The following is a 17,515-nucleotide window of genomic DNA, read 5'->3' as shown; positions in this document are numbered from 1 at the left end:
AATATTTAAGAGATGGTTCTAAAGAGAGAGTACCATGGCGTTACACATAATTTATAAACAAATTATATATTGCCTATGCTTGCTCTTATTTGTTTTTTCAAGAACATACGCTCAAGAAAAAAACCAGTGTATAAAAGATGAAATTAGTATTGGTTGGATGCCATTTGAACCTTTTATGGAAGGTGATATCTCTGAAGTACCTACAGGACTCGATATTCAACTCATAGATAAAGTATTTTCTGAAGCTCACTGTCAATATAAATTTGTCTATTTGCCATGGAAGCGATCAATTCATGAAATACGTTATGGTAGGCTAGATATGATTTCATTAGCATCTATTACAGAAGAACGCAGGAGTTTTGCTAATTTCTCAGTCCCCTACCGATTTGAACAGATGCGTCTGATGATAAAGGTAGAAGATAAAAACAAATGGCGCATTAAAAGTCTTAAAGATATTGCTAAACAACAAATGCGAGTAGCTGTTCACTTAGGCGCTTTTTATGGCAAAGAGTTTGAACAGTTGAAAGAAAACGATGCCACATTTGCAGAGACTCTGTTTACGACAACGGACGACTCTACACGACTAAGAATGCTGCAGTATGGTCGTATTGATGCTGTATTACATGATAAAACATTTCTTGAGTCTAGAGTTAAAAAAATGGGGCTCGATGGAAAGTTTATTTTTCTAGATTACTCCGTAAATGATGATCCTATCCATTTCATGTTCAGCAAAGCAAGTGTTCCCATTGATGATATTGAACGTATTAATAAAGCAGTCATAAAAATAGGCAAAACCAGATTCTATCAAAAACTGTATCATTATTCTTTAAGCAGCATTTTAGAAAAGCGGCCTTAAAAACCAGCTATTAGTTTATTATCGACATGCCTATAGAACAGTATCATTAAAAAATATCTTTAATTCTAAGTAACACTTACTCTGATTTACTAGGCTCGACTTCACGAATTTGATATCTTCCCAAACGAGAATCTTGAAAAAACCGATCATAGCGACCATCCATCTTAAGTTTACTAAGCCCCTTATTAAACTTATCAATTAACGCCTGAGCATTTTTTACCTTTTTACTAATAATTAAGTGATATGAAGTCACATTATAAGGTTTTAAATGATGATCAATAACACTAACAACATCTTCAGACAGGCTTTTATGAAGAGTTGCATAACCTACATCTAAATCCGACGGAAAAATATCAATATGTTGTTTAGCCAACATTTTAAATGCTTCTATTTCACTAGGAATACGAATTATCCTTATATTTGGATTATCTTCTAATTGGTATGAATAACCCAATATACCACCTATTCTATAATCTGTTAAATCCTCATAGGTTTGCCATTTGAACTGATGACTTTTCCTCTTAAACAAAACAGAGGTTCCATCAACAACCGAGTCACTAAATAAAAAAAGTTGTTTTCGCTCATCAGAAGGGCTCCAAATTAATGTGCCATGATATTTTCCCTTTTTACTACTTTCATAAGCACGCTTCCAAGGCAAAAAAACATATTTTACAGCTATTCCCTCCTCAGCAAATGATTCTGTGACAATATGCGACCCAACCCCATAATGCTTAAGGCTTTTAGATAAATAGGGTAACCATTCACCATTCGCCAATACAACCTGCTCTTGATCACTTGCTTGGAGTGCTGATAGAGAAAACAGCAAGTGAAAAAACATGTATCTTGGCATAACCATAAAAGTGTCAACCACCAGAGCAAACTCAAAAGTTAACTATTCCTTTCTTATACCCATTTCGAACCAGATATTTATAGTATAGATAGCAAAGTACACTTTGAGTGCATCGTAGCCATATGTCCTGATCGCTTTTTGCACACCTCATCAATAACAGCTAGCCTTAATAATAAGGTAAAAAGTGTGCTCCCCTTATATATAACCTATGGTGAATAGGCATGAACTCCACCTATAAAGCTTTACTCATTGACTTAAGTGGTGTGTTATATGTAGGTGATGAGCCAGTTTCTGGCGCTGCTGCGACCCTTGAACAACTCCGTTCCGCTGGCTTAATGCTCCGCTTTGTAACTAATACTGCCACCCAAAATCATCAAGCGATTATTAACAAGCTACACAGCATGGGATTTATCATTGACAGTCAGGAGTTATTCACTGCACCAGTGGCTGCCAAACACTACATCGAAACAAATAATCTTAGGCCCTTCTGTCTTATTCACGATGCATTAAAAGAAGATTTTCAAGACCTTGACCAGCATCAGCCAAACTGTGTGCTTTTAGGAGATGCTCGAGACCAGCTAAACTATCAGTCTATTAATAAAGCGTTTCAACTGTGTATGGAAGGCTCTCTATTGATCGGCATAGGTAAAAACAAATATTTTAAAGATAAGCAAGGTTTAATGTTAGATTCAGGCGCTTTTATTCATGCTTTGGAATGGGCAGCAAACACACAAGCTATTATTATGGGCAAACCAAGTTATACTTTTTTTACTCAAGCGGTTCGCTCAACTTCTTGCTCTCCTAATGAATGTCTCATGATAGGTGATGACGTCGAATGTGACGTTATAGGGGCAATTAATGCAGGCTTAGGAGGCTGTTTAGTCCGCACAGGAAAGTATCAGCCAGAAGATGAAATGAAGATTCCAGCAACTGCACATACAATAGACACATTGAGTTGTTTAATGTCAATTCTTTGAGTTTTACTGAGGGTCAACCAGCCATTGTAGGCTCCTAAATATTCACGTAATGAACAACTCTTGAACCCTTCGTATAAGACTAAAGTCCAATTTACTCACTTCTCTCCTCTTGCTACTGTCGTACTTTCTAATTCAATCTTTCATCACCTACATATATACCCACAGTGAAGGATTTTTAGGGGTGGCAGTTAAATGCTCCTCGGCAATAGCGCCTGCATTGCTCTACTATATGACATCCATGTCATTATGCATAAACTGCATTCCCACCATCCTTGGACAAGAGCGATGACAACACACCCTAAAATTGATTCGCGAAGGGTATAAATAAGGACATCTATGAACTCTCTGTACCGCACACTGTTGACCCTTTGCATCTTTGGATTATCTAACAACATTGCTCAGGCTGGCGTTATAACTGCAGATACAGTAACCACAAGTGGTATGAGCTTTATCTATGGTTCAGCTGCGAGGCTAAGTGATGGTGATACTCGAAATCAAGTATACGTTAACCCCTACACTAATAATGCTTACATTGAGTTTAAGTTTGATGCTTTATATTCCAGTGATTTTATCCGGATCTATAATGACTATGCAGTTAATGACGATAGCTTAACAAAATTTAACCTTGCTTTTTTTAATACCAAATCACTGGTTGCTTTTGAAGAAGCATTAACGTCCCCGACATCTGTAGCAACACATGACATTGCCTATTCAAAACAAGTAGGTCCTTTCAACCGGATAAGGCTTTACCCTGTAGAATCTCAACTTCCACATCGATTTCAAGTACGTGAAATTCAGTTCAGCACAACAAAAATATCTGAACCAGGATCATTATTAATATTACTTAGCTTCCTACCACTTATTATTCGTCAAAAACATTCGTCGTTACTGTCTAAGACAGTTATAAGCTAATCAATTTAAGCTAGGAAACAACCTGAAAAACAAATAAAATGATTCTCTAAATAAAAGGAATGAGTTACATTGCAATAATTATTATGAGCAAACTCAGCTCATTCTTGTGAAATATACTGTTGGGTTAAATACATTACGCAATATATAAGATCATGGAGGAAGACATGAAGCTGCATACTATCACTACTCTGCTTGCCACGTTAACACTTTCAACAGCAACATTAGCAGAGGGCGTTAAAGAAGTATTAATGGGGGTTGATATACAACCTAAATCACTTGTTTTACATGTCGCTTCTGGCGGTTGTACATCAAAAAGTGACTTTAAAATTGATATCAGGAAAGATAAAAATGCACAACATCCACTACAAGTAACCATCTTCCGACAAGTACCAGATTACTGCGAAGCCCACATACCTAATGGTATCAAACTCTACTATGATCGTGCGTCATTAGGCTTATCAGGAGATATTGAGTTTACACTGACAAATGCCATTGGCACTACATCACCACACTATTGATTTTTAGCGGTTTTAAATACAAATGATGTGATGTTTAGCACCCAGAGTGAGATAAATCATTAAAGCGCTCTGGGTAATACTTGCAGTATCATACATAACTACTTAGCTTTATCTGCGAAGCTTTGTAAATTATTAAGTTGTATAAGCAGAATAAAACACTTAAGGTAATGATCACTTACTTCATATCAAACAATCCTTATGTGTATTAAACTTTCCGCACTATTACTTGTAATTTTCTATACATTTTGTCATGGAAACCAGGCAGCCACATGGGATGATATAAGTCACTTAAATCGTACAACTGTTACGAAAATAATCCACGTTAAATCAGAGCATGATGTAGCAGAAGCTTTGAAATTTGCGAATACTCACAAGTTAAAAGTAGTTATATCTGGAACTCGACATAGTCAAGGTGGACATATTACTTACCCAAATGCACTAGTCTTGGATATGTCACACTTTAATCAAATCACTGACTTTTCTCCTAAAGAACGTACTATTACAGTACAAAGTGGCACAACATGGGATGATATACAACAAAAAGTAAACCCTCATGGCCTTTCTGTAAAAGTAATGCAATCATCAAATATTTTCTCTATTGGCGGCTCAATCAGTGCTAATGTTCATGGCAGAGATCCAAACTACGGACCATTGATTGAAACCATCAATAAACTACGTATCATGCTTGCTAATGGTGAGACTATGGTAATTAGCAAACATTCATCACCGGAGTTATTTAGTAGTATCATAGGAGGATATGGGTCACTTGCTGTTGTTTTGGAAGCTGAACTATCCCTCACACACAACACCCTTCTCGAAAAGAGTGTAACCCAAATTGATTACTCAGCCTACTGGCCACTCTTACAGAAAACGTTAAATGACAACAATATAGCGCTTCATTATGGGCGATGTTCCTTTGTGAAGGGTAAAACGTTTCTCAAAGAATGCTATGCCATCAATTACGCGCTTACAAATAATGCCCCAATGACTAACGAGCTTAATCATGAAAAAAATATAACGCGAAATAAATACTTATTTGACTTATCCAGGCATAGTTCCTCAGGTAAAAAACTACGCTGGCATTTACAAAAAAAAATTGTTGATGTTCCTAGCCAAAAAACGCATATATCAAGAAATAATGCCATGCGTCCTCCCATCAAGTTCTTAGCCTACCACTCCCCCAATGACTCAGATATATTACAAGAGTACTTTATACCTACTACACACTTTATTGACTTTATGGATGACATAAGACAGGAGCTAACATCACAACATGTAAATTTACTAAGTATGACACTACGCTATTTAAAGAAAAATCAGGAAACGACGCTTAACTATGCGAATAATAATATGATTGCCATTGTGCTATTTATTAACATTGAAACCAATGAAGAAGGATTGTTAAAAGCTCAGGCATGGACTCAGCAATTAGTTACCTTAGCCCAAAAATATCATGGTACCTATTACCTAACCTATCAACGATTCCCCACCAAAAAACAATTTACTTCAATTTATCCTGGTTGGAAACACTTTAAAGCACTCAAAGAGCAATATGACCCTAACAAAATATTTTATAGCCAGTTTTATGATCATTATATTGAGTAACAGGTAGTAGCCAGTTGAGCGTAGACAAAACTCAGCGGGCTACTAACCAACTACTGTATGATTCTTTTACTTTCTACGCGCAACTCCTGCACCAAGTAGTCCAAGAAGAAAAATAGCCAAGCTTGAAGGAACAGGAACCGGCGTGGGATCGGGATCGGGATCGGGAACAACATCTTCAGTAATACCCGCATAACGAACATTACCTTGAGAATAATTGTAGAAACCAAAAGCACCATTATCAAACTCAGCTAAACCTGCATCTCCAGGTGTAATCGAGAATTCAAGCACATCATCCACCTTTACTTCAATCAATAAAGAAGTAAAAATAATATCAAAGTTGTAAGTCTGATTATCGGCCCAACCTGTAGCACCTAAATTATTAGCACGAGCAATTTCTGTTACCCCTGGAGGTAATGTATCATGCCCCCAAAACGCTTCTTCCCCAGGCATAGTAACATGTGAAATTGCTAAACCCTCAAATGCTGTCCCTCCAAAAAAGCCCTGGGTACCCTGCTTCCAATCGACTAAAATAAAGTCACTGACTGCACTGTTTATTTCATCAGGATCATAACCTAATACAAATCCAATAAAGTCATCATCCCCAGTTGTCTCAACAGTAATTTCTCCACTTAAAGATGTACCCTGTGCATTACCTGTAGGGTCAAAAAATACTGTAGGATTACCATTTGTTGTTTGCAGTACCGTATCATTATCTGCTCCAGAAACAACCCAGTTTGAACCTCCCGGACCTGGATGATTATTTACAACCCAACTAGATAAGTCTACTTTCGCAGCCATCACATTAGTCGTTAGTAATGTCATCAGCCCAGCTAAACATAACTTCCTGCTTTTTTTAAATGAAATCATATTGACCGTCCACCTCAACAATAATTAATTTTTCCATAACAACTCTCACAAACTGAGCATTACAAAAAACAGGCCAACATTTTATAACAATATATATCAACAAGTTATTTTTTTAATAACATTAATTCAACAACTTGTTATAAAAATATCCAACAATTCAAAAAAATTATTCACAAATTAATTAAGCACATATACCCAATACCAATGGTTTTTAGGTGCGGCCATCGAGTGACGAAGCCCCATGAGCCTATATTAATAGGTGATTGGGGTGAGGAGTGAAGATAACAAAACCTAGAAATCATTAAAGACAATTTTTACATCGTTAAAACAGATTGACACTACCTATAACTGGATAGTAAAGCCAGCAGCCAAAAAAAATCATATTATGTTAGACAAATTTCTGTAGATAAAGGATAGGACTCCATGCTTAATAAATAAACTAACTAACAAATCAATTTAATCACCTATTTTTTGGTGAACATTAAAAAACCCGAAGAGCAACAAGGTTAGCTCAACGGGTTATCGGAAGAGGAAAAAAATCACATATTATTTATTTTTGCTTTCGTTTTCTTAAACCAGCGATACCCAATAGACCAAGTCCAAACAAAGCTGCAGTTGTAGGAACAGGAATTGGATCCGGTTGAGGTGTTATGATAGGAGCGTCATATTCAACAAAGTATCCAAGCCTACTTCTACTTGGCAAATCATTCCAACTACCACCAGAGAGTTCAAGGAAATCTTCATTACCTAAATTATTAGGTTCACCACCTCCCCAGCTTGCAAAAGTAGTGGTACTTCCTCCTGGACCACCAGACCAAAACTGTGTCCCAGCTTCTGGCCCATCCATCCACAGCCAAGCACCTTCAGATACCATATCTGAACCACCTAGCCAACCTGTTCTTGCTAAAGTAGTCAAAAAGATATTTTCTGGAGCCGATGTAACTGTCGCTAAGTAGCCAGGCATACCCAAGTGAGTCATCCCTAATGCCGCAGTTCGCGCTGTTGCCCATGTTGATGAAGTTGAAATATATTCATAATAATGCCCTGTTCCTCCAAAAAAGACAGGTACAGCAAAAGCTGCGTTCATCGAAGCAAGAGAAGCCGTTAAAATAGCCGTTTTAAGAAGTAATTTTTTCATGAGAGTTAACCTATTCAGCGCAAGAAAAAAGTCACTACTCACGTAGCTAAATAAGTGCCAAATATAAAAACTATTTTTATTTCAACAGGATACTTCAGTTTCGTAGGTTACGACTTTAAGTAATATTTGAATACCTACTTAAACTGTATATTTGACTGATAATTCACGCAAAACTTGACTTGAAGTGGCCCCAAGAACAAGACATTCTTTTCCAAAATCAATATATACTTATATAAAAAAAGCTATGCCGCTAAAGCCTGAAAAAAATTCTTTCGGCATTGCACTATTAAATGATTAATGTGGACATTCCTCATTATAAAAATGCAAATCCTTTTTCAGGGATTTTCGCAATCCATCAACTGATTCATATTCCGCAGTTTCGGATAATAAGTTCAATTAGCATTAGAGAATGCTAGCTGATTGACTTTACACTTCTCCCAACCAAGAGATAAAGTACAGTGATCTATATTCAACTGCTATGTAAAGGACAAAACTTTCAGGGAGTACCGAAATCCTGATAGGTGAGCACTTCCTTCTACTAATACACTGTGTAAATAATCAAGACCTAGACGAAATAAACTTTTCGGTTTTCGACCATGCTTTTTTAGCTTCAGAGGCTTAAGCTTGTTTTGCAAGATGCCTAATTTAAAAGATCACGCTAATGCCAAAGTACAAACAAAAAACAGTTTTTCGAGACGCTCTAGTTGTTGTAAGTGCGTGCTTACTAAGTCAAACCCCTAAGTACAGGACATTACGTTAAGAAAGATGATACACGACAGAATAGCAAACTTAAAAAACTAATCAGCTCAAATTTTAAATACAACAATTGTGTATAAAAAGAAGGGATAATTCGCGTTCTATATACTTAAATTCACTTAAATGAGAATAATTATTAAAGATAAGAATCCCGCAACTCATTGAATTTCCAGCTTAAAAATGGCCAGAGTGAGAGGATTCGAACCTCCGACCCCCACAACCCCATGTTGAGGGGCGGAGTTAACTAAGCTATTGAAATATATAGATTTTATAGGAAAAAGTGACAGTTCAATTACTGCATTTGACGACCAATAAAATCAATTAGTTACAACATTATATACTTATAAATTAGAAGTCTATTGTCGTCTATTTAGATATTCACTTGAGAAGTCAGCCTAGCTTATGACTGACCAGTTGCGCTTAGCATCCCACAACAAATTACTTTAGCAATAGCTTAATAAGACTGATTAAAATTCAACCTTAAACTGTTTCATCTGGCGTAACTATCAGCTCACTTTGTGGACACTTCAAATACTCTCTATCTCCTATTGGTTCATAACACTTCAGCCTTATATTAGTACGAACGAGCAACACCCCCCTACCTAGTTGTGGCTCATAAAACTGAAGTGTTAAATGGAAAAATGGGTAAAATTGGCTTGGTCGACGTGAACCATAATCTTATTTAGGGCGAATAAGACTTAGTTTTACTTGAAATTTAGGCCGATGCTGACTTAGCTTGTTAAGTGTTTTGCAGTGAACATATTTTAAAGCCCCCTAAAAGAACCATTACACTTACCACAAGAACAGCCATGTACCCACGCAGTTGGTGGATTGCCTTTGAGTTCAATTGTAATTGGTGAGTTACAGTAAGGGCACCTTGTTGTTACTGGATTTCCTTTATTGTGCTGCCCTAATGCAATGACCACATGAGGAGCATGTTCAGGTAAGCGTGATAAATCCATTCCCTCAATGTAGCTTTTCTCTTCGTTCGTAAACATATTCATACACTTAACGCCGCAAACAACTGCTGCAGAAGTGAAGCGGAGTGTATGCAGTCAGATTGATTTGCCTTGTTAAGTTTCTTCATCTTCATCGACTGGATAGGTAGATACACAAAGCCCCAAACCTAATTGGCCGGCCAAGTAAGCCAACTCTGGCGGAAATGTATATGAAGCCCAAAATGGAGGCTTAGTTTCTACGCCAAAATCAAGCAATGCGTATTCAACACCTTTAAACTCAACTAATTCTCGAATTAAACCCGAAGATTTATTAAGAAAATCAATAGCATCTTCTAACTGTTGATTCATGTCACTGAAGTCTGCAGAACTAACCTCAACGCTTAAGCCTGAATGTTCTAGTTTAGGCCCATTTGGTTTTGATGCGGGATATCTTGGATCTCCCTTTCTGTAGATATTTGAAAATTCTACGTCTTTGCCCTCTACACAAAGGTCAACATCAAAATTTTCACCTGATATTCGTAGTATGCAGCTCATAGAAAACTTAACTCCACCACAATGCGCGGACTTGCTAGCGTCCGGCGACCAAAGGGAGCGAGTTTAATGGCCTTGTTAGGCGCTGAACTATGGACGGTTTTCATTGATATACTCAATTGCTCATTTTGAGAGCGTAAGCGGCTGAGGAGCACCACCTTCAAGAAAGTTAGCCCTGGTTCCAACAGGATCATGCTCAGACTTTCCATTTGTAAACTCAATACCGTTATCTTTAGGTCAAGACGCACGTCCCTTTTCGCGTGTCGTACTTGAACCGCTTGTTATGTGTCTATTGAAGTAAATATTCATAATCTTCTAACTTCACTGATTTAGTAAACTGACCTTCCTTGCAATTTAAAATTACACCAGTTCTCATAAAGTTAAGAGAAAAACCAGTTCCTTCGACAACAAGCCCTGGTACATATGAAGCTGGTGTAGGGTCCCAATCAGAATTATTTTGCTTAAGCCATGCTACTAATTTCGCGTGCTTTTCGCTTCCAGGATTTATTGTATATTTCTTTGTGTGCTTTCCGCTCTCGTTAATAGAAACAGTATATGTTTCTGCAATGTCAATAAATACTTCTGTACCTACTTTACATGAAATTAATAATAGAGCTAAAAATATGGTTAGTGCACTCTTCATATTTATTTACACATAACGCTGAGTGAACCGGAAATTTGTAGCTTTGCTGCTTCTCAAGCAAAGTTTCAAATTGTCCGAGTTACACGACTTGTTAAAAGTTGACACTATTTCAGTTTTCCATTCAGAGCTAATAGCCTTATTACCAAATTTTCGCCTATATGGGCGAATTGCTCTTGGCTTAAATTTAGTTCAAACAATTCTTTAGCTTGGTAATCATTGTGAGTAAAGAGCACTGTCTTAAACCACTCACTTGATTTATCTGTGTGAGAATTAACATCATCCATGACTAAACGGATTTCGTCTGAACTGAGATTCTCCAGATATGTAACAACACCCTTCATTGCATATTCCTAGTGACTTTTAATGCTCAGCTAAGCGGCGTGAGTTAGCGCGTCCAGCCCATAGGATGATGCTGCCTTTGCTTGTTAACTGTTTGCGGCTAGTTTGTAGCACTATAACCACCTTGTAAAAATTGAAGAACAGCTGCTTCTTCTTGCGAAGGCATGCCCCTTCCAGTACCTGCGGCTTTAGAAACTACGATTTTTGAAAGCACACTGTTCTTTAATTCCGAAAGCTCTTGTTGCGATATTGATGATTTCAATGCGGCTAATGTATTACCATTAGATTCAGATAAAGCTTTCTTTGCTTCAGATAAGCTAAGACGTGGTATGTACTTTCTAAGTAATTTTATTTTCTCGATGTCCATATTTGTTCTGACAGTTAACCCCTGGTTAATTTGCGCTACCAGGCGTCAAATTGAACCACTTGTGTACGCCCGGCATGGGCATTGAGTTCATGGGGTGAAAGTCCCCTATAGGAAGATCACCTTTTAATCAATCTTAAACGATTAAAGGCGAACTACTAGTGAATGGCAAGGAGTCGTGTAGTGGCACACTAATTCTGACCAGTGATAGAATAGCCTCACAACGTTTGGTATGGCTTCTTTTGCACCCTTAATTTGCTCCCTTTAATAATCCTAAAGCAAACGAATATTATCGAAGTAACAATAGCAGTCAGAAATACTCCGAGAACTAGCTTAGATTGCATCTGGTCATACAAAAACGCTACTACAAAAACTAACACAGAATGAACCACAGCCTTTAGAAAAAATATCCAGTTGTATTTCTTAGGATTTTCCCTCTGCAAGGCTACGCCACATTCTGGACAATCTATCCCTAGCATATATCCATCTAAGTCATAGATGGGTTCTAATCTGAACTTATACTGACAGACTGGACATTTCATCTTGCATTCACACGCTCTAATCTAAAATTTAAACACTCAAACATTCAGGATCTGGCTGACATATAACGCCTAAAGCACAGGTGGCAAAACCAAAGCGAAGTGGCGGTTTTGGCTTCCTGTGCCTTTATTTGTTAGAGCTGGACTCTGCCAACTTGATAAATTCAATTGCTTCGCTCTTACATTGGTTAACCGCATTTTCGCCAAGTGTTGCTAAATAGATGCAACTAGACTCAGCGCCATTATTATTTATATCCTCAGCCAAGAATGCCACGGCCTCAATATAGGCTTGGTGGTTATCTTTAAAAATAACCGGAGCTAGAAACGACAACTCCTGACTGTACTGGTTGTAGAAAACTAAAGAGTGATTTGTGATATTTTCTTGGTTCCATTGGTAGCAAGCTCCAGGGTCTTCCTGCTCCTTACACCGTAACATTTCCATGCGAGCAAGCTTGCCCATTAAGACATGATCCATTAAAGCAAAGTCATGTCCTCCTTTGCTGTAGCCTACTGAATAGCTAATACCAAGAAAGACCAAGCTAGCTATGACGACTCCGATTATCTTCATGTTGCGGTAGCTCTAACGATATGGGTAAGGGACCGCCGCTTTTTGGCAGTCCCAGCGACCAACGGGAGCGTGCTTGACCCACTTGAGAGGTCATTGCCCGTATTCCGGATTGAACACAACAAAATGTGGTGAGTCCTTGAAGGATTCATCTTTATCGGAAAGATGCTCATGTTCCCATGACGTGCCACGAGCCTCCATCCCATTTGCACAGTTCTCTAGGAATTTCGCAATACGCCGCAGCTCTTCGGGAGTAGCGACGAGAGTTATTTCCGCTAATTCAGCAGGTACAATTTCGTCTGGTTCCTGACCTTCATCGGCGTAACCGTGGATATTCATTGTAACCTCTAGCGCTTACCCGATTAGATTAATAAATCACTCAAACTCTGAAGTTCTGAAAGTATGACTATGATTTCTCCATTCAGACCAAATACCTATGCTATACCCATGGGTTAGAGTCACTTGAATTACATCATTTTCTATAGCTTTAGGATAACGGCCAACCACCTTTAAAGCTAAATCCCTTGCCACATCTACATTATAGACTTCGCTGTTTGCGATAACAGCTTGGACGCTAATGTATTTGACTGTCCTTGTTTCCTCACCCATCACTGAGATCGTAGAGGTTCCTTGTTTAACGCCGACACTTATTATGTTGTCGATGTTCTCAAGTGAATTTTTCACCTCTAAGAGTTCTGCAAATGGCTCATTTTCAACCATACTTTCAGTTGATAGAGGGAGCATTAAGGAAGCAAATAATAGAATCCCGACCACTAATAAGTGTACTCCCCATACTTTCGGTGGTTTCGCATAATATGTTTCACACCTTACTACATAAGAGCCAACTACTAAATCGTGTAAGCTTTGCCTGGTGTTGCGATTAAATATGTACAAATAGATTATCGAAAGCATTCCTCCAAAAACAAATAATGATAGGACGTACATAATCCATGCGGGAGAGTTTTCATCCCCAAATGCAACGCCATTTAGTGAAAACGGGATCGAAAAAACAAGATATCTAATCAATGATTTTGGTAATGAAATGAGCTGGTTCGACTTGCTGACTACTTTAATTTTTACTGCGCGTTTACCTAGTGTTTGACCGCCGCATACTGAGCTATTCAACAAACCAAAATAAACGAGGCCTACCACTAAACCAACCAAAACGCCAGAATCGCCTAGGTTATAAAAGTACTCTTTTAAGAATAAACTTAACAGAAAGCCAAAGGCACCAAGTATCAGAGAATCTATTATTAGTGCTCCGATCCTTCGCCAAAATCCAGCAATCCATTTTACAGCATCTGATTCCATACTTTTCTAAATACTCCTAATCGAACCAATCTAAACGTCACTATGACGTATAATACTTAAATATATTTTAACCACATCACATACTCAATACTAGATTAAATATTAAAAAAACAAATTTAACTACTTGATTTATATAAATTAGTTAGTTTTTTAGCTGGGTGTTATACGTCAGAGTGATGTAATATTCCACCTCACTTTGATGTTTCTTTACCTAGCGATACTTTAATAGTTGCCACTACAACTTCTATTAATAAACTGATGGGTGACTATATAAACGAGTGCGTTAATTCATGTATCAATAACTTAACCAACTGTTAAGGAATAACAATGAGTGAACAACCACTGTTAAGCAAAGAATCATACAAGAAAATAATCGACTCTATAGTAGAAATAGCCCATACAATGAATAATAGTGTCGAAGATATTAAACAGGTAAGTTCAGGGAAAAACGTTAACTTTGCTCGAAGGGCAATTGGTAATGCTCTTGGAGAGCTAATGGAAGCAATTTGGGATATTGAGGATATAATGCCCGATTTAAAAGGCTATTACAGAGCTAGGATTGCAGAAAGAGGCAGACAAAGAAATTAACCTTTTGCGATAACTTTTATTGAGCGGCATGATTCTATAGACCTATTGAACATAACTCCCTGAATAATTTCAAATACACCACATCGTGCCACCAATACTTAAGCTGGGCTTGGCACAGTGATGCGTATAGTGTGGGTAAGGTAGCTGAGAACCCCGATGGTGATGGGCAAGCCGTTACATTAAATCTGCGCTTCCCTGGGCAATACTATGATACTGAGAGTAGCTCTTTTACAACTATTTTCGGGATTACGATCCAAGTACTGGACGATACATCGAAAGTGATCCCATTGGCCTTGCAGGTGGGTTGAATACCTATGCGTACGTTGAAGGAAATCCTGTAGGGTATGTCGATCCACTAGGCTTATTCACGACTCTGCAAATGTGTCAGAACCCAAAGAATGCGGCGGCATGTGCTGCAGCATTTGGAGCTACAACGGGTGCAAGTACTGATGTTGCAATTCAATTAGCAACTAATGGTGGTAAGTGGGACTGCATTGATTGGGTCGATGTTGGCTTTTCTGGCGCACTTGGTGCATTTGGTGGTGGTTGGGCTTCAGGTATATTTACACACTCTAAGAGAGGAAAAAGTTGGTTTTCAAGTAGTAAGAACTGGGGAAGCTTTAGCTCCAGAGTAAAAAGGGCTTGGAACACAACTACATCATTGGATGATTCATTAAAATGGTAGAATTGGTAAGTTCGTTCCGGATTGGATTAAGAACCACCCATGGAATTTAAGAGCAATGGCTAGATCATCTCATAAAAGAATGCATGGTCATGATTTAGCTAATAGACTTGCAGAGTACAATATTTTTCAGAAGTGGTTATACGGTACTCCTGAGTGGTTAATTGCCGCTGAATTGAGCATATTAGTTGGTTTTGCTGCTGAAACGATTGATGATTAAATGATTTATCCAGTTATCCTTAAAAATAAATTTGGTGCAATTGTACATGCAAATTACAAGTCACTAACAACTTGTGGGGAGCAGTGGGCACGACAAGGAAAAATGACAGGTGCAGTAATTATTGATAGCAATTTGAATCAATATGAGATAACTAATACGACCATTATTAGTAACGCAAATTTTCTGCCTAGTTTTTTAGTTGCAGAAAAAAATAGAATTGCACATGTAGAGTTTGATACTCAAGAATCTGGAAGGATTGAACTTGCTGATCTCAAAAAACAACTTATAGAACTACTAAAGTCGGAACCTGATACATGTGTAGAAATAGAAAGCTCAAAGGATTTTAAAGAAGTTTGTGAATCACTGAGCTTTGCCTAATTATATGGTTTGTGTTGCAAGAAATCTCGATTCTAGGGACGGTGACTTTTTGTTTATAATTACAGACATCAGGTACCATATTTGTTATGTCACTTGATTGAAGTCTATTTTTTTAGCTCGCTAAGCCTGCACTCGCGGGCTTTTTTTTACCCGACTTCACTGGCCCTCACTCCCTTACTAACCGACCACAGGGCATGCGTTTTCCTTAGCCGCTGATACACTTAACAACAACACACCTCGAAGCCATCAAAGTGCATCGAGGTGGTCGCTCTTTAACAGAAAACTGCATCGAAGTGATCCGATTGGGCTTCATGGTGGGTTGAATACCTTTGCTTATGTAGAAGGGAATCCCATCAACTCAATTGATCCGCTTGGCTTGAATACCACTGTTCAACAATAAGACATAAAAAATGCTAGAGTAAAAAAATTACAACTGAGACGTAAAGGTCGTTAAATGAAACAATTATTTAAACTGGATAACAGCGACGTTTTTATCTCAAGACAGTTCTATTTTTGGTATGCAAGGATTAGCAATATGCATCCAAAGCATAAAAAAATATACGTTAATATTTGTACTTTAATTGAGTACTCTACTTATTTCTTAGATGCTGCATTTTTGCAAGTTGATGATAAAATATCTGAGAAGCTTAAATCCGCTGATGTGAGAGAGCTTACTGAAAAATGCCAGGAAATAAAAAACATTGATTTAGGATCACACTTAGTATTTCCTGATGAGTCAATTTTACTTGAATGCGATGATAAGTTTAAAGAGCTTGATTGCCGCTTTTTTATTTGGAGTGACTTATGCAATAGAGTGTATGTTAGCTACCAGATAGGGGACGGAGCAAAACTGCTAGTAACGTACAACTCTATAAATGAGTTTCTTAATGAAATAATTTTACTTCGAAAATCTGTAGTTAAGTGCTTATTTAAATGCATTAAAAGTGAAATAAACTATCAATTATCAACTAACCAGAAAATAGATATAGATTATTATCTAAAGCCTTTAAGTGCTCATCGTAACTTATTAGTTAATACTCAAGATAGAGATATAGAAAACCGATTTAAAATATCTATAGAGAACCGATTCTGGGAAAAAATATTTACACGATAATTTAATTTGCTTTTTATAGCCCGCATCTGTGGGCTATTTTACGTCCCTAACTCCATAGGGCCTCCATCCTTGAGCACTCGATGCCTAGCATAATAATAAAGTTATCATTTAACCCAGCAATATTATATCCACTGGTTGATTGAGCTGTTGATATCACGTGTTGGATTTCTGTACATTTAGACTTACCCTACCCTCTCCTGACACAATTCATGTTCAAATAAGTAAAGGTTTACAGCTAATAATCAGCTTAAGCCAGACCTCAGATAAAACGGATTTATGCCTCAGAAGAAATGGGTAAAAAACTCTATTTTTATAGACTAAAAGTTAACTGCTGGTGCGGTGTATAGGGGTGGAAATTTTATGCGTCTAGCGTGGGGGGTTGTGTAGCGATCGGTAATAATTCTGTAGGAAGGACCCATCAATATAAGCACTGTAAAACAAGTGTATTATAAAGTCAACCATTTTATTATAAATTTATTTAAAAAATATTATGGCGTTACTATACTAAAATTCTCCACCCAAATTAACTCACATGACCCTCCTCCCGTATCCGTTCGAGTCATGGAGCTTCTCCATCGCCAACCATCATTAGCATCTACATTCACCAAACTGCCTACTAACTGAATAATGTCCCCTTTTTTGACTGATTTTAACGCATCTTCAACAAACTCATTGACAGGAATCATATGCATATTAGCACTTGATGTTTCTATTTCTCGACGAGGAATGGGATAGGCATCGGTTCGCCAATAATACCAACGATTTGACTGAGAAAATGTGATATTATTTATAACACTCTCATC

General features: G+C 37.6%; 22 protein-coding genes and 3 pseudogenes. 11 read left to right on the top strand and 14 right to left on the bottom strand.

The window, feature by feature from the left end:
• The first annotated feature begins 34 nt into the window (after positions 1 to 34).
• The gene (locus tag KHS79_RS11745) at positions 35 to 856 is read left to right on the top strand and encodes a substrate-binding periplasmic protein (protein ID WP_212719147.1); all 822 of its coding nucleotides are present in this window, start codon (positions 35 to 37) and stop codon (positions 854 to 856) included.
• 76 nt (positions 857 to 932) lie between these two features.
• Here the strand turns inward: KHS79_RS11745 and KHS79_RS11740 are convergent, their stop codons facing one another.
• Positions 933 to 1,712, bottom strand: a complete 780-nt coding sequence (locus tag KHS79_RS11740) for a substrate-binding periplasmic protein (protein ID WP_212719144.1) — start codon at positions 1,710 to 1,712, stop codon at positions 933 to 935.
• 215 nt (positions 1,713 to 1,927) lie between these two features.
• On the opposite strand from KHS79_RS11740, the gene KHS79_RS11735 reads away from it, so the two are divergent.
• The 4 genes from KHS79_RS11735 (at position 1,928) to KHS79_RS11720 (ending at position 5,718) form a co-directional block, all read left to right on the top strand.
• Positions 1,928 to 2,683, top strand: coding sequence for a TIGR01458 family HAD-type hydrolase (locus KHS79_RS11735; RefSeq protein ID WP_212719142.1), 756 nt, complete (start codon positions 1,928 to 1,930; stop codon positions 2,681 to 2,683).
• A gap of 336 nt (positions 2,684 to 3,019) precedes the next feature.
• Positions 3,020 to 3,595, top strand: a complete 576-nt coding sequence (locus KHS79_RS11730) for a hypothetical protein (protein WP_094786867.1) — start codon at positions 3,020 to 3,022, stop codon at positions 3,593 to 3,595.
• Between the two features lie 164 nt (positions 3,596 to 3,759).
• Positions 3,760 to 4,113: a hypothetical protein gene (locus KHS79_RS11725; protein ID WP_212719139.1), complete on the top strand. Its 354-nt coding sequence runs from the start codon at positions 3,760 to 3,762 to the stop codon at positions 4,111 to 4,113.
• 198 nt (positions 4,114 to 4,311) lie between these two features.
• Positions 4,312 to 5,718, top strand: a complete 1,407-nt coding sequence (locus tag KHS79_RS11720; RefSeq protein ID WP_212719136.1) for an FAD-binding oxidoreductase — start codon at positions 4,312 to 4,314, stop codon at positions 5,716 to 5,718.
• 66 nt (positions 5,719 to 5,784) lie between these two features.
• On the opposite strand, the gene KHS79_RS11715 is transcribed toward KHS79_RS11720, so the two are convergent.
• The 12 genes and pseudogenes from KHS79_RS11715 to KHS79_RS11665 form a co-directional block, all read right to left on the bottom strand.
• Positions 5,785 to 6,540, bottom strand: coding sequence for a PEP-CTERM sorting domain-containing protein (locus KHS79_RS11715; protein WP_212719133.1), 756 nt, complete (start codon positions 6,538 to 6,540; stop codon positions 5,785 to 5,787).
• A gap of 595 nt (positions 6,541 to 7,135) precedes the next feature.
• Complete coding sequence (locus tag KHS79_RS11710; protein ID WP_212719130.1) at positions 7,136 to 7,723, bottom strand: PEP-CTERM sorting domain-containing protein; 588 nt, start codon at positions 7,721 to 7,723, stop codon at positions 7,136 to 7,138.
• A 476-nt stretch (positions 7,724 to 8,199) separates the two neighbouring features.
• Positions 8,200 to 8,460 (bottom strand): annotated as a pseudogene (locus tag KHS79_RS26425) (IS4 family transposase); the annotation flags it as partial.
• A gap of 783 nt (positions 8,461 to 9,243) precedes the next feature.
• Complete coding sequence (locus KHS79_RS11705) at positions 9,244 to 9,483, bottom strand: hypothetical protein (RefSeq protein ID WP_212719127.1); 240 nt, start codon at positions 9,481 to 9,483, stop codon at positions 9,244 to 9,246.
• Positions 9,484 to 9,552: 69 nt separating this feature from the next.
• Entirely contained in the window at positions 9,553 to 9,972 is a 420-nt protein-coding gene (locus KHS79_RS11700) for a hypothetical protein (RefSeq protein WP_212719125.1), read from the bottom strand.
• Positions 9,973 to 10,258: 286 nt separating this feature from the next.
• The gene (locus tag KHS79_RS11695; RefSeq protein WP_212719123.1) at positions 10,259 to 10,612 is read right to left on the bottom strand and encodes a hypothetical protein; all 354 of its coding nucleotides are present in this window, start codon (positions 10,610 to 10,612) and stop codon (positions 10,259 to 10,261) included.
• Positions 10,613 to 10,716: 104 nt separating this feature from the next.
• On the bottom strand, positions 10,717 to 10,953 hold the full coding sequence (locus tag KHS79_RS11690) for a hypothetical protein (RefSeq protein WP_212719121.1): 237 nt from the start codon (positions 10,951 to 10,953) through the stop codon (positions 10,717 to 10,719).
• Positions 10,954 to 11,051: 98 nt separating this feature from the next.
• Positions 11,052 to 11,318, bottom strand: a complete 267-nt coding sequence (locus tag KHS79_RS11685; protein ID WP_212719120.1) for a hypothetical protein — start codon at positions 11,316 to 11,318, stop codon at positions 11,052 to 11,054.
• A gap of 215 nt (positions 11,319 to 11,533) precedes the next feature.
• On the bottom strand, positions 11,534 to 11,794 hold the full coding sequence (locus KHS79_RS26360; protein WP_407704226.1) for a DUF983 domain-containing protein: 261 nt from the start codon (positions 11,792 to 11,794) through the stop codon (positions 11,534 to 11,536).
• A gap of 187 nt (positions 11,795 to 11,981) precedes the next feature.
• Entirely contained in the window at positions 11,982 to 12,422 is a 441-nt protein-coding gene (locus tag KHS79_RS11675) for a hypothetical protein (RefSeq protein ID WP_212719116.1), read from the bottom strand.
• A gap of 90 nt (positions 12,423 to 12,512) precedes the next feature.
• A complete protein-coding gene (locus tag KHS79_RS11670) occupies positions 12,513 to 12,758 on the bottom strand; it encodes an Imm32 family immunity protein (protein WP_212719115.1) in 246 nt (81 codons plus the stop codon).
• A gap of 36 nt (positions 12,759 to 12,794) precedes the next feature.
• Entirely contained in the window at positions 12,795 to 13,730 is a 936-nt protein-coding gene (locus tag KHS79_RS11665) for an RDD family protein (RefSeq protein WP_212719113.1), read from the bottom strand.
• A gap of 327 nt (positions 13,731 to 14,057) precedes the next feature.
• Between KHS79_RS11665 and KHS79_RS11660 the strand changes: the two genes are divergently transcribed.
• The 6 genes and pseudogenes from KHS79_RS11660 (at position 14,058) to KHS79_RS11635 (ending at position 16,712) form a co-directional block, all read left to right on the top strand.
• Positions 14,058 to 14,318: a hypothetical protein gene (locus tag KHS79_RS11660; protein WP_212719111.1), complete on the top strand. Its 261-nt coding sequence runs from the start codon at positions 14,058 to 14,060 to the stop codon at positions 14,316 to 14,318.
• Between the two features lie 235 nt (positions 14,319 to 14,553).
• A pseudogene (locus KHS79_RS26275) lies at positions 14,554 to 15,003 on the top strand (RHS repeat-associated core domain-containing protein); the annotation flags it as partial.
• 55 nt (positions 15,004 to 15,058) lie between these two features.
• A complete protein-coding gene (locus KHS79_RS11650; RefSeq protein WP_212719109.1) occupies positions 15,059 to 15,220 on the top strand; it encodes a hypothetical protein in 162 nt (53 codons plus the stop codon).
• Entirely contained in the window at positions 15,221 to 15,598 is a 378-nt protein-coding gene (locus tag KHS79_RS11645; protein ID WP_212719107.1) for a hypothetical protein, read from the top strand.
• Between the two features lie 283 nt (positions 15,599 to 15,881).
• A complete protein-coding gene (locus KHS79_RS26355) occupies positions 15,882 to 15,998 on the top strand; it encodes an RHS repeat-associated core domain-containing protein (protein WP_212719386.1) in 117 nt (38 codons plus the stop codon).
• A gap of 54 nt (positions 15,999 to 16,052) precedes the next feature.
• The gene (locus tag KHS79_RS11635) at positions 16,053 to 16,712 is read left to right on the top strand and encodes a hypothetical protein (RefSeq protein WP_212719105.1); all 660 of its coding nucleotides are present in this window, start codon (positions 16,053 to 16,055) and stop codon (positions 16,710 to 16,712) included.
• A 488-nt stretch (positions 16,713 to 17,200) separates the two neighbouring features.
• Here the strand turns inward: KHS79_RS11635 and KHS79_RS11630 are convergent.
• Positions 17,201 to 17,515, bottom strand: a pseudogene (locus tag KHS79_RS11630) (hypothetical protein); the annotation flags it as partial.

Origin of the sequence: Zooshikella ganghwensis, assembly GCF_018263875.1 — a bacterium.
Taxonomy (GTDB): Bacteria; Pseudomonadota; Gammaproteobacteria; order Pseudomonadales; family Zooshikellaceae; genus Zooshikella; species Zooshikella ganghwensis.
The sequence above is the reverse complement of the archived record's forward strand: the minus strand, read 5'-3'. Positions and strand labels throughout refer to the sequence as shown.